The sequence below is a fragment of the Streptomyces sp. RKAG293 genome, assembly GCF_023701745.1.
Lineage (GTDB): Bacteria > Actinomycetota > Actinomycetes > Streptomycetales > Streptomycetaceae > Actinacidiphila.
On sequence record NZ_JAJOZB010000001.1, the window covers coordinates 2,304,025 to 2,318,703 of the forward strand.

Annotated in this window: 13 protein-coding genes; 3 read left to right on the plus strand and 10 right to left on the minus strand. The window is 68.5% G+C overall.

The genetic code is table 11. The features are described from left to right. Window positions 1–14: 14 nt before the first annotated feature. The 3 genes from LNW72_RS10155 to LNW72_RS10165 are packed head-to-tail and all read left to right on the plus strand — an operon-like array spanning window position 15 to window position 2,350. A complete protein-coding gene (locus LNW72_RS10155; protein ID WP_138354806.1) occupies window positions 15–686 on the plus strand; it encodes a response regulator transcription factor in 672 nt (223 codons plus the stop codon). 53 nt (window positions 687–739) lie between these two features. Further along, window positions 740–1,315: a GNAT family N-acetyltransferase gene (locus tag LNW72_RS10160; RefSeq protein ID WP_250975102.1), complete on the plus strand. Its 576-nt coding sequence runs from the start codon at window positions 740–742 to the stop codon at window positions 1,313–1,315. Window positions 1,316–1,366: 51 nt separating this feature from the next. Continuing rightward, window positions 1,367–2,350, plus strand: a complete 984-nt coding sequence (locus LNW72_RS10165) for a sigma-70 family RNA polymerase sigma factor (RefSeq protein WP_250975103.1) — start codon at window positions 1,367–1,369, stop codon at window positions 2,348–2,350. On the opposite strand, the gene LNW72_RS10170 is transcribed toward LNW72_RS10165, so the two are convergent. The 10 genes from LNW72_RS10170 to LNW72_RS10215 all read right to left on the minus strand — a co-directional run bounded on the left by LNW72_RS10170 (window position 2,261) and on the right by LNW72_RS10215 (window position 14,643). Continuing rightward, window positions 2,261–2,716, minus strand: coding sequence for an STAS domain-containing protein (locus tag LNW72_RS10170; protein WP_250975104.1), 456 nt, complete (start codon window positions 2,714–2,716; stop codon window positions 2,261–2,263). The two genes, LNW72_RS10165 and LNW72_RS10170, sit on opposite strands and share 90 nt — an antisense overlap. 103 nt (window positions 2,717–2,819) lie before the next feature. Further along, on the minus strand, window positions 2,820–3,950 hold the full coding sequence (locus LNW72_RS10175) for a MerR family transcriptional regulator (RefSeq protein ID WP_250975105.1): 1,131 nt from the start codon (window positions 3,948–3,950) through the stop codon (window positions 2,820–2,822). A gap of 144 nt (window positions 3,951–4,094) precedes the next feature. Further along, a complete protein-coding gene (locus tag LNW72_RS10180) occupies window positions 4,095–5,693 on the minus strand; it encodes an ABC transporter substrate-binding protein (protein WP_250975106.1) in 1,599 nt (532 codons plus the stop codon). A gap of 28 nt (window positions 5,694–5,721) precedes the next feature. Beyond that, on the minus strand, window positions 5,722–7,323 hold the full coding sequence (locus LNW72_RS10185; protein WP_250975107.1) for an ABC transporter substrate-binding protein: 1,602 nt from the start codon (window positions 7,321–7,323) through the stop codon (window positions 5,722–5,724). A 107-nt stretch (window positions 7,324–7,430) separates the two neighbouring features. Next, window positions 7,431–8,771 carry an ABC transporter ATP-binding protein gene (locus tag LNW72_RS10190; protein WP_250975108.1) on the minus strand — a complete coding sequence of 447 codons (1,341 nt, stop codon included), beginning with the start codon at window positions 8,769–8,771 and terminating at the stop codon, window positions 7,431–7,433. Further along, a complete protein-coding gene (locus LNW72_RS10195; RefSeq protein ID WP_250975109.1) occupies window positions 8,755–9,816 on the minus strand; it encodes an ABC transporter ATP-binding protein in 1,062 nt (353 codons plus the stop codon). The genes LNW72_RS10190 and LNW72_RS10195 overlap by 17 nt, the downstream gene beginning before the upstream one ends. After that, window positions 9,813–10,925: an ABC transporter permease gene (locus LNW72_RS10200; RefSeq protein ID WP_250975110.1), complete on the minus strand. Its 1,113-nt coding sequence runs from the start codon at window positions 10,923–10,925 to the stop codon at window positions 9,813–9,815. Before LNW72_RS10200 ends, LNW72_RS10195 begins: the two co-directional genes overlap by 4 nt. After that, window positions 10,925–11,935, minus strand: coding sequence for an ABC transporter permease (locus LNW72_RS10205; protein WP_138354799.1), 1,011 nt, complete (start codon window positions 11,933–11,935; stop codon window positions 10,925–10,927). Before LNW72_RS10205 ends, LNW72_RS10200 begins: the two co-directional genes overlap by 1 nt. A gap of 73 nt (window positions 11,936–12,008) precedes the next feature. Continuing rightward, a complete protein-coding gene (locus LNW72_RS10210; RefSeq protein ID WP_250975111.1) occupies window positions 12,009–13,568 on the minus strand; it encodes an ABC transporter substrate-binding protein in 1,560 nt (519 codons plus the stop codon). A gap of 373 nt (window positions 13,569–13,941) precedes the next feature. Further along, window positions 13,942–14,643, minus strand: coding sequence for an HAD family phosphatase (locus LNW72_RS10215; protein ID WP_250975112.1), 702 nt, complete (start codon window positions 14,641–14,643; stop codon window positions 13,942–13,944). Window positions 14,644–14,679 lie beyond the last annotated feature (36 nt).

Genomic DNA, 14,679 nt, shown 5'->3' on the forward strand with positions numbered 1-14,679 from the left:
ACGAGGGAGATCTTGTGGCGATTCGCGTCCTACTGGTGGACGACCAGCCGCTGCTGCGTACCGGCTTCCGCATGATCCTGGAGGCCGAGCCGGACCTCGCCGTGATCGGTGAGGCCGGGGACGGCCAGCAGGCTCTGGACCAGGTGCGGGCGCTGCAGCCCGACGTGGTGCTGATGGACATCCGGATGCCGCGGATGGACGGGGTCGAGGCGACCCGCCAGATCACCGGCCCCGGGCGGGACGGACCGGCGAAGGTCCTGGTGCTGACCACCTTCGACCTGGACGAGTACGTGGTCGAGGCGCTGCGCGCCGGTGCCAGCGGCTTCCTGCTCAAGGACGCGCCGGCCGCCGAGCTGGTGCAGGCGATCCGGGTGGTCGCGGCGGGCGAGGCCATGCTCGCGCCCAGCATCACCCGCCGGCTCCTCGACAAGTACGCGGGGCGGCTCCCGTCCGGCGAGGAGTCCGTGCCGCAGCCGCTGCACACCCTCACCGAGCGCGAGGTCGAGGTGCTGAAGCTGGTCGCCCGGGGGCTGTCGAACGCGGAGATCGCGGCGGAGCTGTTCGTCAGCGAGACGACCGTGAAGACCCATGTCGGGCACGTGCTGACCAAGCTGGGCCTGCGCGACCGCGTCCAGGCGGCGGTGTACGCGTACGAGAGCGGGCTGGTGCGCCCCGGAGCCGGCTGAGCGGGCCGCGGGCGGCGTCGTGATCGCACCGCGGGGTCGGTAACGTCCCCGCCATGCAGACCACTCTCCACGGCGCCTCGGTCACGCTGCGTCCGGCCACCGCCGCCGACATTCCCGCACTCACCGCGATCCGCTCGACCCCGGAGGTCTACGAACGGTGGCACGGTGACCGCGACGACATGGCCGCGTCCATCGCCGAGGACTTCGCCGAGCCGGACACCGAGGTCTTCGTCATCGAGCACGAGGGCCGCGTGGCGGGCGCGATCCAGTGGGGCGCCGAGGAGGAGCCCGACTACCGGCACGCGAACATCGACATCTACCTCGACCCCGCCCGCCACGGCCGCGGGCTGGGCACCGACGCCGTGCGGACCCTCACCCTGCATCTGATCACCGCACACGGGCACCACCGGCTGATCATCGATCCGGCGGCCGACAACACCGCCGCCATCCGCTGCTACACCAAGGTGGGATTCCGGCCGGTCGGCATCATGCGCGACTACGAGCGCGGCCTCGACGGAACATGGCACGACGGCCTCATGATGGACCTGCTGGCCCGGGATCTTCCTGTTGAGGACAGAACCTGGCGTGGTCCGAGCGATCCCGGGCGCTCTGTCACACCCCCCGCCTAGGATGACCGGGACGGCTGGAGCTGACGGCCGACGGTCGACAAGGGGCCCTCGATGAGTGATCTCGCGGCAATGGACGGCGTGGCTTCGGAGCTGCAGTTGGAGCGGCACCGGGTGGAGCTGACGGGTTACTGCTACCGGATGCTGGGATCGGCGTTCGAGTCGGAGGACGCCGTCCAGGAGACCCTGGTGCGGGCGTGGCGCGGCTTCGACCGGTTCGAGGGCCGGGCGTCGCTGCGGTCGTGGCTGTACCGCATCGCCACCAACGTCTGTCTGGACATGCTCAAGGCGCGCGAGCGCCGGGCCCGCCCGATGGATCTCGCGTCCCCCGTCTCGTCCTCGTCGCCGCTGACTCCGGCACTGCCGGAGGCGACGTGGATCGAGCCGATGCCCGACGGCCGGATGCTGCCCTCGGGCGGCGATCCGGCCGAGGTGGCCGCCCAGCGCGATTCGGTCCGGCTGGCGTTCGTCGCCGCGCTGCAGCACCTGGCGCCCCGGCAGCGCGCGGTGCTGATCCTGCGGGAGGTGCTGGCGTGGAAGGCGAGCGAGGTCGCCGAGCTGCTGGACACGACGGTGGCGTCGGTCAACAGCGCGCTGCAGCGGGCCCGTTCGGCGCTCGCCGCCAGTGATGTCACCACCAGCGACCCGGCCCGGCCGATGGACGCGACGCAGCGGGCCCTGCTGGCCCGCTACGTCGACGCCTTCGAGCGCTACGACCTGGATTCGCTCACCTCGCTGCTGCGGGAGGACGCGACCCTGTCGATGCCGCCGTACGAGCTGTGGTTCCGCGGACCCGCGGACATCCGCGGTTGGATGCTCGGGACCGGCATAGGCTGCGCGGGCTCGCGGCTGCTGCCGGTCACGGCGAACGGCTCACCGGCGTTCGGCCAGTACCGGCCCGCTTCCGACGGCGGGCACGAGCCGTGGGCGCTGCAGGTCATCGAGATCTCAGGGGACCGGATCACCGGGATCAACTCGTTCCTCGACACGGCGCACCTGTTTCCGCTGTTCGGCCTGCCCCCACGGCTGGAGCCGTAGGCCCCGACCGGTGCTGTCGGCTGCCCCCGCCGGCTCCAGGGGCAGCACGTCCCGCAGCCCCGCCAGGGCCAGCAGGCCGCACAGCCGCCCGTCGGCGTTCCGCAGCCGTATCCGGCTGCCGAGCCGCCGGGCGGTGAGCTGCAGACGGGCCAGGGTTTCGACGGTGACCGCGTCCGGGTCGGTGAGGGCGGCCACGTCACAGGTCACCCAGCCCGGTTCCGCGCCGTGCAGCCGGTCCCGCAGGCACGCGCACAGCTCCGGTATGCCGGCGCGGGTGAGCGGGCCGGCCAGGACCCAGACGACCGCGTCCGGGCCCTGCTCCGGCTGCCGTTCGGTCCCCTCCCGCACCTCATCGGCTGCACTCAACGTCGGCCTCCTGTCGTGGGTTCTCCTACGACAGACCTGCCGGCCGGGCAGAACTCATCGCCGGCGGGGCGTCCCTGCCCCGCGGTACCCGGCCCCGTAGTGCCTAACGGGCCGGTCCGGCGCCTGCTCCCGCGGCCGCTTCGACGACGTCCGCGACGGCGCAGCTGACGTTGTCGGGCCCGCCGCCCGCGTTGGCCAGCCCGATCAGCTCGCGGACGGCCTCCTCGGGGTCGGTGACCGTGGCGAGCACCTGGTGGATGTCCTGGCCGGGCACCACGGCGGTCAGGCCGTCGGAGCACAGCAGATAGCGGTCGCCGGGGAGCGCGTCGTGCAGGCGCAGATCGGCGGCGGACGCGTCGCCGCCGTCGAGAGCCCGCAGCAGCAGCGTCCGCTGCGGGTGCGAGGCCGCCTCTCCCGGGCTGATGCGGCCGTCGTCGACCATCGACTGGACGAGGGTGTGGTCGTGGGTGATCTGGAAGAGCTCGCCGCCGCGCAGCAGATAGGCGCGCGAGTCGCCGATGTGGACGAGGGCGAGCTGGGAGCCGGTCCACAGCATGGCCGTCAGGGTCGTTCCCGGCCCCTGCGGCGCGCCGTCGGTGCCCGCGAGGCCCCGCACCGCCTCGTTGGCCTCCTGTACGGCGTTCTCGAGGGCGTTGAGGAGACCGCCGGCGGGGATGCCGGGGCCCGTGGTGCCGGTGCGGGTGCCGTCGGCGAGGTCGAGGCGCTTGAGCGCCTCGATGGCGGCGGCGCTCGCGGGCGCCCCGCCGGCGCCGAATCCGTCGGCGACGGCGAGCAGCCGGGCGTCGGCGTAGGCCGCGTCCTGGTTGCTCTCGCGGATCAGGCCGGTGTCGGTGAGCGCGGCGTAGCGGATCGCCAGAGCTGCTCCGGTGCGTTCCATGACGGTGTCCTTCCGTGACAGGTGGTCGACGAGGAAGGTCGCGAGGTCCCGCCGGGCGTCGGTGTCGGACTCGACCTGTGCCCAGAACGCGGCGACGGCCCCGGCCGCCGCGGCGGGTGCCAGATCGCACACCACCCGGATCCGTGCCAGCGGCATGCCGAGCCGGCGGAGCCAGGCCACCAGCCCGGCCCGTTCCAGCTGCGCCGGATCGTAGAACCGGTAGCCGGTCAGCGGGTCGACGCGGGCGGGCGGCAGCAGTCCGAGTTCGTCGTACAGCCGCAGCGCCTTGGGCGACAGGCCGGACGCGTGCCCGAACTCCCCGATCGTCAGCAGCACCGTGCTCGCCTCCTCCTGCCGGGCGGTGTGCCCGGCTGCCCCGATGCTGTGGTCTGCCCCAGGGACAAGGTCAACCCCGGCCGCCCCGGCGCAGCGGAACGGGTCCGGACGACAGTGTCGTCCGGACCCGTTCCAGTGTCCTGATCAGCCCGTCACACCTCGTCCCAGCTCCCAGAACTGGGTCGTGGAGGACGCGTTGAGGGTCCATTCGGTGCCCGTGATGTCACTGCGGGCGGCGAGGTACTGCTTGCCCTGCCACAGCGGCAGCATCGGCACATCGCTGGCGATGATGTTCTGCATCTGGGTGAAGTCCGGGAAGGTGGCGCTGCGCTGCGTCTTCTGCCGGGTGGAGTTGATCAGCTGGCCCTGGATCAGCGGGTTCGCGTACGCCAGCTCCAGGAAGTTGTCCTTGCCGAGGAACGGCGCGACGTAGTTGTCCGGGTCCGGGAAGTCGGGGAACCAGCCCATCCCGTACACCTGGTACTGGTGCTTGCGCCCGGCGTCGGTGTACGTGTGCCAGTCGGCCACCGGCTGCAGCTTGATCTTGAACAGCCCGCTGGCGTCCAGCTGCTTCTTGAGCAGCTCGAACTCCTGCTTGGTCGCCTCGCCGTAGTGCTCGGTCGTGTACGAGAGCGTCAGCTCGACCGGCGTGGTGATGTTGGCTTCCTTCAGCGTCTTACGTGCCTTCGGCACGCTCGGCTCGCCGTAGGAGTTGTAGAACGAGGTGGCGTGCGCGGTGATGCCGGCCGGGACCATCGAGTAGAGCGGCTCGGTGGTGCGCTTGTAGACGTCGCGCGTGATGGCCTGCCGGTCCACTATCTGGGCGAAGGCCTCGCGGACCGCCTTCTGCTTCACGACCGGGTCGGCCGTGTTGAAGACCAGGTAGCGGATCTCGGTGCCGGCCGTCTCGGTCAGCTTGACGTTGCTGTCGGTGCTGATGTTGAGGCTGTTGAGCTGGTCGGGCGTCATCGTCCGGTTCATGACGTCGATGTCACCGGCCTTGAGCGCCTTCTCCATGTCCGTGGAGTTCTTGAAGAACTTGAGCTCGATCTTGCTGTTGTTCAGCTTGATCGTGCCCTTGTAGTGCGGGTTCTTCGTGAAGACGGCCGAGTCGCCCTCCTTGAAGGAGTCCAGCTGGTACGGGCCCGAGCCCACGATGTCGAAGCCGGCGTGCTGCTTCTTCGGGTCGTACACCTCGCTGTCCACGATGGCCGCGGCGGGCGTGGCCAGCTTGTACGGGAAGGTGGCGTCGGGGTCCTTGAGATGGAAGACGACCGTGGCGTCGTCCGGCGTCTCGACCTTGTCCACGTTGGTCAGAAGGCTGTACGGGCCGTTCTCGTCCTTGATCGCGAGCATGCGGTCGATGGAGAACTTCACGTCCTTGGACGTGAGCGCGTGCCCGTTGGAGAACTCCAGACCGTCCCGCAGCGTGCAGCGGTACTGCTCGCCGAGCCCGTCGGCGAAGTGGCACTCCTTGGCGGCCTCGGGCTCCGGGTCGGTACCGCTGCGGGGGTAGCGCAGCAGGGTCTGGAACGTGTTGTAGAAGACGTTCCAGGACTGGATGTCGTAGCCCGTGACGGGGTCGAGCGGAGCCGGCGCCTGCGGCGTGATGTGGAACTCGTCGGTGGTGCCGAAGACGATCGCCTTGCCGTCGTCCCCGCTGCCACTGCCGGATCCACAAGCGGCGAGTACGGGCGTCATCAGACCCACGACCATCGGCAGCGCGAGCAGCTTGCGATTCATCCTCGACGTTCTCCCTTGTATGTGCTGATCAACTCGTCACGCCCCGCCCGAGCTCCCAGAACTGGGTGGTGGTGGAGGAGTTGAGCGCCCATTCCACACCGGTGATGTCACTGCGGGCAGCGATGTACTGCTTGCCCTGCCACAGCGGCAGCATCGGCACGTCCTGGGCGATGATCTTCTGAGCGGTCTCGAAATCACTGATGGTGGCGCTGCGCTGGGACTGCTGGCGGGTCTGCGGGATCACCTGGCGCTGGATGACATCGCTCTGGTAGGGCAGCTTCAGGAAGTTGCCCTTGTCGAAGAACGGCGCGATGTAGTTGTCCGGGTCCGGGAAGTCGGGCAGCCAGCTCAGAGCGTAAGCGGCGTACCTGTGCTTCTTCACCTCGGTGAGGAAGACGTTCCATTCCTCGCTCTTGAGCGTGACGTCGAACAGGCCGCTCGCGTCGAGCTGAGCCTTGATCGCCTCGGCCTCCTCCTTGTTGCTGGAGCCGGCGAGGTCCTTGCGGTACCAGTAGTCGAACGCGACCTTGTGGTCGATCCCGGCCGCGTGCAGCAGGGCCTTGGCCTTGCCGGCGTCCGGGTCGCCGTAGGTCTTGAAGAACGAGTTGGCGTGGCCGGTGATGCCCACCGGGACGGGCGAGTACAGCGGATCGGCGGTCCGCTGGAAGACATCACGGGTCAGTGCCTGGCGGTCCAGGATCTGGGCGACGGCCTGGCGGACGGCCTTGGGCCGCACCGCCGGGTCCGTGGTGTCGAAGAACAGGTAGCGGGCCTCGGTGCCGGCCGCTTCGGTGAGCTTGACGTCCTCGCCGTCGCCGGCTTTGAGCAGCCGGTTGATCTGGTCGGGCCGCATGGTGCGGGTGGCGACGTCGACCGTGCCCTTCTTGAGCTCGGCCTCCATCGTGTCCGCGGACGTGAACATCCGCAGCTCCACCTTGCTGTTGTTCAGCTTCAGCGTGCCCTGGTAGTTCGCGTTTTTGGAGAAGACGGCCTTGTCGTCCTGCTTGAAGTCGTCCAGCGTGTAAGGACCGGAGCCGACGATCTTGAAGCCGTCGTACGGCTTGTCCGCGGGATAGACCTGGCTGTCCAGGATCGCGGCGGCGGGCGTGGCCAGTTTGAGCGGGAAGGTGGAGTCCGGCGCCTTGAGACGGAAGACCACCGTGTCCTCGTCGCGCACCTGCACGGTCGCGACGCCGGAGATCAGCGACGCGGGACCGTTGTCGCTGTTGATCTTCAGCATGCGGTCGACCGAGAACTTGACGTCCTCGGCCGTCAGCGCGTGACCGTTGGAGAAAGTGAGCCCCTTGCGGAGCGTGCACTCGTACACCTGCCCCACCAGGTCGGTGAAACGGCACTTCTCCGCGGCGTCGGGCTCCGGGTTGGTACCGCTGCGCGGGTAGCGCAGCAGCATCTGGAAGGTGTTGTAGAAGACGTTCCAGGTGGCGCTGTCGTACGACGTCGCCGGATCCAAGGGTGACGGGTTCTCCTTGGTCAGCTTGATGCTGTCCGTGGTCCCGACGACGATGGGTCTACCGCTTTTGTCACCGCCACTGCCCGATCCGCCGCAACCGGCGAGGGCGGGTGCGACGACGCCGAGAAGCATCGCCGGCACCAGTAGCTTACGGTTCATCCTCGTCGTTCTCCCTTTGGTCTTTCCGTGCTCAGTCGATCCTTAGCCGTTCCCGGGCGGGCGACGCGACACCTGCGCCGCCCGCCACCGTGTAGGTGATGATGCGGTTATCCGCCGGAGCCGGGGTACAGGTGGCAGGCCACTTGGACGCCCGTTTCCGGCAGCAGGTTGAGCCGCGGGTCCTGTGATGGCGAGAACTCCACCACGGCCCGGCCGCCTTCGGCGTGCATGGTGATCACGCCCCGCCAGAAGGGCTCGCGCGGCTCGGCCGCCGAAGCCTCCTCACGGAGTCGGCGGAGGTATTCCAGCACATCTTCCGCGCTGTGCCCCCTGCCGGGGGTGACTGCGGCGGAAGTGACCCCGGATTCGGAGAGCGCGTCAAGATCGCCGAAGAGCGCCCTTTCCTTGCCCGCCTCGGCCGGCGGCAGTTCCAGCCAACGGCGTTCCAGCAGGCCACGCAGGTCGCGGGCCTCCCAGCCGCAGCCGGCCAGCGCGACCGGGCAGCGGGGGTGGAAGGAACAACCGAGCGGCGGCTTGGCCGCATCCGGAATCTCACCGCGCAGCAGCTCGCGCTCGACGGCGAGCGTCGGGTCGGGCTCGGGGATCGCCGCCAGCAGCGCCTTCGTGTACGGGTGCTTGGGGTCGGCGAAGACCTCCGCGGTGGGCCCGTACTCGACGATCCGGCCGAGGTACATGATCGCGATGGTGTCGCAGAAGAACTTCGCGCTGGCCAGATCGTGCGTCACATAGACGTACGTCAGGTCCAGGTCCCGCTTGAGGTCCAGCATCAGCTGCAGGATCTTGGCGCGGACACTCATGTCGAGCATGGAGATCGGCTCGTCGGCGACGAGGAGCTCCGGCTCGGCGATGATCGCGCGGGCCAGCACGGCCCGCTGCTTCTGCCCGCCGGACAGGTCGCCGGGGAACTTCGTCAGGTACCGCTCGGGAGGGGTCAGGCCGACCCGCTCCAGGGCGTCGGTGACCTTGGCGTCGTACTCGGCGTCGCTGCTCACCAGGTTGTGGATGCGCAGCGGGTGGCCGACGGCGGTGCGGATGTCCATCGCCGGGTTGAGCGAGGCGTGCGGGTCCTGGAAGACCATCTGCAGCTTGCGGCGCAGCGGCCGCATCTTGCGCTCGCCGAACTCGGTGATGTCCTCGCCCCGGTAGCGGATGGTGCCGCCGGTGGCCCGGTTCATGCCCAGCAGGGTCCGGCCGAGGGTGGTCTTGCCCGAGCCGGACTCACCGACCAGGCCGAGCACCTCGCCCTTGCGCAGCTTCAGGTTCACCCCGTCGACGGCCTTGACCGCGCCCGCCGCCTTGCCGGCGAGCCGGCCGAAGACGTTGCCCCGCATGCCGAAGTGGACCTCGAGGTCCTCCATCTCGACGAGCGTCTCGCGGTCGTCGAGAGCTACGACACCGCTCGCTTCTGTATCAGGCTTCGTCAGCAACGCTGATCTCCTTCACGGCGGCGAGCGGCTCGCGCCCACCCGTTCCCAACTCGTCGGCCATCGAGGGGTCGACCTCGATCGCCTGCTGCCAGCAGACGCTGTGCACGCCGGACGGCAGTACCACCTCGGGCGGCTCCACCTTCGCGCATCCCTGCATCGCCACCGGGCAGCGCGGGCTGAACCGGCAGCCCTCCGGGGGGTGCACCAGGTCCGGGGGGCTACCCGGGATGAAGTGCAGTCCGGTGGTGGAGAGCGAGATCGTGGAGCGGAGCAGCTCCTTGGTGTACGGGTGCTGCGGGTTCGCGAACACTTCGCGGGCATCGCCCTGTTCGACGATGTGGCCCGCGTACATCACCGCGACCCGGTCACACGCTTCGGCGACGATACCGAGATTGTGGGTGATCAGCACAAGGGATGTGTCGAAGTTCTTGCGCAGATCGGCCAGGATTTTAATGATCTGTGCCTCGACGAGGACATCGAGCGCCGTCGTGGGCTCGTCCGCGACGATGAACGCCGGGCGCAGCACGAGGGCGAGCGCGATCATGATGCGCTGGCGCATACCGCCCGAGAACTCGTGGGGGTAGCTCTCGTACCGGCTGGCCGGGATGCCCATCCCGCGCAGCGCCTCGATGGCGCGCTCGCGCAGCTCCTTCTTCGAGAGGTCCTTGTGGTGCGTGTGCAGGGCCTCCTCGAAGTGCTGGGAGATCCGCATCAGCGGGTTCAGCCGGGTCATCGGCTCCTGGAAGATCAGCCCGAGGTCCGGGCCGCGGAGCTTCTGCAGCTCCTTGGCGGGCAGGCCGACCAGATTGCGGCCCTTGCCCCCCTTGCTGTTCAGGATCACTTCACCGTCGACGGAGGCGACGGTGGGCGCCAGGCCCAGCACACCGCGGCCGAGGGTGGACTTGCCACAGCCGGACTCGCCGACCAGGCCGAGCGTCTCGCCGGGGCGTACGTCGAAGCTGACGCCGTCGACGGCGCGGACCGGTCCGCGTTCGGTGCCGTACCAGACGCGCAGGTCGCGTACGGAAAGGACAGGTTCGGTCATTTCGCGGCCTCCCCTTCTTCTGCGGTTGCTGCGGTTGCTGCGGGCTCCGCGCTTTCTGCGGGCTCGGCGGTCTTCGCGATGACTGCGGTCTCCGCGGTGACGACGCGGCGGCGGCTGAGCGCCGGCAGTGCCACCTTGGTGATGCGGCGGCGGCGCATGGTCGGGTTGAGGACGTCGTTGAGGCCCTCACCGAGCAGCGTGAAGCCGAGGATGGCGATCACCATGGCGATGCTCGGGTAGAGGCAGGTCCACCACATGCCGGCGTTGACGTCGCTGATCGCGCGGTCGAGGTCGTAGCCCCACTCGGCGGCGTCGGTGGGCTGGATGCCGAGGCCCAGGAAGCCCAGGCCGGCCAGCGTGCCGATGGCGTCGGCGGCGTTCATCGTGCCGATGACGGGCACCGACTGGATGACGTTGCCGAACAGGTACTTGCGGATCACCACGGACGGCTTGGCGCCCATCGCGCGGGCCGCCTCCACGAAGGTGGCCTCACGGGCGGAGAGCGCCGAGGCGCGGACCACCCGGAAGTACTGCGGGATGTAGACCACGGTGATCGACAGCGCGGCGGTCACCACGCCTCCGCCGGTGATGCTGGCGAAGACGAAGCCGGCCACGATGGCGAGCAGCAGGTACGGGAACGCGAAGAGCGCGTCCATCACCAGCACCAGGATGCGGTCCAGCCAGCCGCCGAAGTAACCCGCCAGGAGGCCCAGGAGGACCCCCAGGATGAGCGAGAAGACGACGGCGAGGACCATCACCTCCAGCGCGGTGCGGGCGCCGTAGACGGTCCTGGAGACCACGTCCAGGCTCTGCACGGTGGTGCCGAACCAGTGGTCGCCGTCCGGCGCGCCCTGCTTCGGGAAGGTCTTGCCACCGGACTGGTACGTGTCGAAGTCGTACGGGGCGATCAGCGGGGCGAAGATCGCGGTCAGCACGAAGAGCAGCGAGAGGATCGCGCCGGTCCACAGCATGAACTTGGGCACGCCGTGGGCCTGCCGGACGGCGATCACGATGCGCCGCAGACCGCCGAAGCGGACGGACTTTCCGGGACCCGGGGCCTTGGGGGTTATCTCCGGGTCGAGCGGAACGGGGAGTGTCGTCTGGGCCATCAGTACCGCACCCTCGGGTCGATCAGCGCGTTGATGAAGTCGATCAGCATGCTGATCACGACGACGACGAGGGCGAAGACGGTGACGATGCCCTGGACGGCGACGTAGTCGCGCTGGTTGATGTAGTCGATGAGCTGGCGACCGATACCGGGCCAGGTGAAGATTCGCTCGGTGAGCACCGCACCGCTGAGCAGCATCGCGACCTGGAGGCCGAGGACCGTGATCACCGGGACCATCGCGTTGCGGAAGGCGTGCCGTCCGACGACAGCGGTCTCCTTCACACCGCGGGCCCGGGCCGCCTCGATGTAGTCGCCCTGCAGCGACTGGATGAGGTTGATGCGGATCATGCGGATGAAGACACCGACGATCAGCAGACCCAGCGCGATCGAGGGCAGGACCAGGTGGTTGGCGATGTCGCCGACCGCGTCCCAGTCACCCACGATCATGGCGTCCACGATGAGGATGTGGGTCTGCGTCGGCACGTTCAGCTGCACCAGGGGTGAGGCCTGGCCGGACGTGGCGCCGAAGGCGAGCATCAGCATGGGCGCTGCGACGATGACCGGCACGGCGTAGCTGAGGATGCCGAAGAGCCGGCCCGCCACGTCGATCGTGCTGTCCCGCAGCCGGCCCGCGAGCAGGCCCACCGGGATGCCGATGACGCTCGCGAAGACCAGAGCGCCGAAGGTCAGGGTGAGGGTGGCGCCGCCGTTCTCGATGATGATGTCCCGCACCTGGCGGTGGTCGGAGAACGTGGTGCCGAAGTTCAGGGTGACGACGGACTTCAGGTAGTCCCAGAACTGCTGGTACATCGGGGCGTCGAAGCCCGCGGCATGCCGTCTCGCCGCGAGTTCCGCCGCGTTGAGCTTGCCGCCCTGGGAGGCCGAGATGGGGTCACCGGGAGCCACCCGCATCAGGACGAAGACCAGGACCAGCAGGATGAGAACCATGGGGATTGCGAGCGCGATCCTGGTGAGGATGTAGCGGCGCAGCGACCCGGACTGCTTACTCATGGAGGGGTGTCTTTCTTAGCCGGAGTGGCGGCCGGCCCGCGGGGGAGAGACTCCCCCGCGGGCCGGCCGGCCGTCACTTGCCCGTCGAGAGTTCGTAGAAGCGGAACATCGTCGGGTCCAGCGCCTTGTCCACGCCGGTCACACCGTCACGCACGACAGCGGTCTGCTTGCCCTGCCAGACCGGGATGATCGGGGCGTCCTCGGCGACGATCTTCTGGATCTCGGCGAAGGCCTCGTTGCGCACCTTGGGGTCGTTGGAGCCCTGCTCCTTGACCAGCAGCGCCTGGATCGCCGGGTTGTCGTAACCCGTGCCCAGGAACGGCGACTTGCTGAGGAACGGCGACACGTCGTTGTCGGCGTCCGGCAGGTCAGGGAACCAGCCGATCATGTACGAGGCGTAGCTGCCCGCCTTCTCGTCCTTCTGGTACTGCTGCCACTCGGTCGAGCTCAACTTGACGTTGAACAGGCCGGAGGCGTCCAGCTGACGCTTGATCGCGGTGGCCTCATCGGCAGCCGCGGCACCGTAGTGGCTCGGCGTCCAGGTGTAGGACAGCGCGACCGGGGCGGTGATGCCGGCGGCCTTCAGGATGTCGGCGGCCTTGGCCTTGTCCGGAGCGCCGTACTTGTCCTTGAAGGCGTCGGTGTGACCGTCGATGCCGTTGCCGACCATCGAGTAGAGCGGTGCGACGGTGCCGTTGTAGGCGTCCTTCGCGATGCCCTCGCGGTCGATGATCTGCGCGACGGCCTGACGGACCGCCTTCTGGTCCGACGGCTTCACCTTCGCGTGGAAGACGAAGTAGCGCTTCTCGGTGCCCGTGCCCTCGACGACCTTGACGCCCTGGGTCTTCTTCAGGTCGGCCGTGTCGGTGGGCGACAGGGTACGGAAGGCCGCGTTGACGGTGCCGTCCTTGACGGCCGCCTTCAGCGCGGACGCCTCGGCGAAGTACTGCAGAACGAACTGGCTGTTCTGCGCCTTGACCGGGCCGCTGTACTTGGCGTTGACCTTGAAGGACGCCTGCTGCTTCGCGGTGTACTTGTCCAGGGTGTACGGGCCGGAGCCGATCACCTTGGTGCCCGCGAGGAGCTTGTCGGCCGGGAAGGTCTTCTCGTCGACGATCGCACCGGCGTCGGTGGCGAGCACCGACGGGAAGGTGGAGTCGGCGCTCTTCAGGTGGAAGATCACCTGGTCCGCACCCTTGGCCTCGGTCGACTCCAGCGTGCCGAAGAGGCTGGACGGCCCGTTGGGGTCCGCGATCTTCAGCATGCGGTCGAACGAGAACTTGACGCTGGCCGAGGTCAGCTTGTCACCGTTGGAGAACTGAAGACCGGACTGCAGGGTGCAGGTGTAGGTCTTCGGGTCGGTGAAAGCACACGACTTGGCGGCGTCCGGCTCAGGCTTGGTGCCGCCCGTCGGGAAGCGCATCACCTTCTGGTAAACGCTGTCGATGACCTCCCAGGAGCCGTAGTCGTACGCTCCTGCGGGGTCGAGTGACGACACGGAGTCGATGGTCCCGACGATCACGGCGCCCTTGCTGCCGGACGCCGAATTGTCCTTGTTGCCACCGCACGCGGTCACACCGACGGCCAGGAAGGCCACGGCAGCTGCGGCGACGACACGCTTAGTACGTGACATCTAGTGATTCCCCTTGCTCAAATGCCGATCACTCGATTCGGCATTGACCAGTCAGGACACTAGTGGGAACGCTCTACCGCGCCAGAACACGGAGAAGTTGAGGCAAAATCACATCCCGATAACGGCACTGCAAGTACCGATATGCGGACGATGGAACGATCCGCCCCTCTGTGTCGCAACCCGGACACAACGTCGCGTTTGTTGCCCCGATTCGCGCAAACGGATCATGCGCGTCCGTACCTGTCGACCAACTGGGGGGTGACAAAAATCACGTGACCAAAAATGGGAGCCGGACGGAATTCAGCCAGCGCATTCGTAACGCGGAATGAGCAGCCGGGCGCCCAGAGTTTCCAAGCTATTCAGCGGCATACGCTCAGTGAACAGTCGCATTCAGAGAGCGCAGAAAAGGCACGCTCAGCTGCTCCAGCGAGGCCACCACCGTGCGGCCGGGAGCTGACTCGATCGGGACGATCGAGGGCACCGCGACCACCTGGCAGCCCGCCGCCTCGGCGGAGGCGACCCCGGTCGGGGTGTCCTCCACGACCACGCACCGGGTGGGCTCCGCACCGAGCCGGGCCGCGGCGAGCAGATACGGGTCGGGGAACGGCTTGGTGCGGGCGACCTCGTCGCCGGCGAGGGTGAACGCGAAGTTCTCCGCACCGAGCGTGCGCAGCACCGAGTCGATGATGTGCCGGTGCGAGGCGGACACCAGCGCGGTCGGCACCTGGTGCGCCGCGAGCTCCGTCAGCAGCCGCCGGGCGCCGGGCATCAGCGGCACGCCCCGGGCGATCAGCTCGACGAAGCGCGCGTTGATCGCGGCGGACAGCTCGGGCAGCGTGACCTCGGTGCCCGTGACGGCCATCAGATGGCCCAAACTGCGGGCCATCGGGCCGCCGACCACGATCGCGCGGTGCTCGCCGTCCAGGACGTGCCCCAGGGCCGCGAAGACCTCGACCTCGGCGGCCCACCAGATGTCCTCGGTGTCGACCAGGGTGCCGTCCATGTCGAGAAGCACGGCCTGCAGCCCGCGGCCTTGGGCCGGACGGGTGTCGACGGCGGGAATGCTACTGGTCATGCGCACCACTCCTCAGCTGGGCCAGGGGGGCACAAA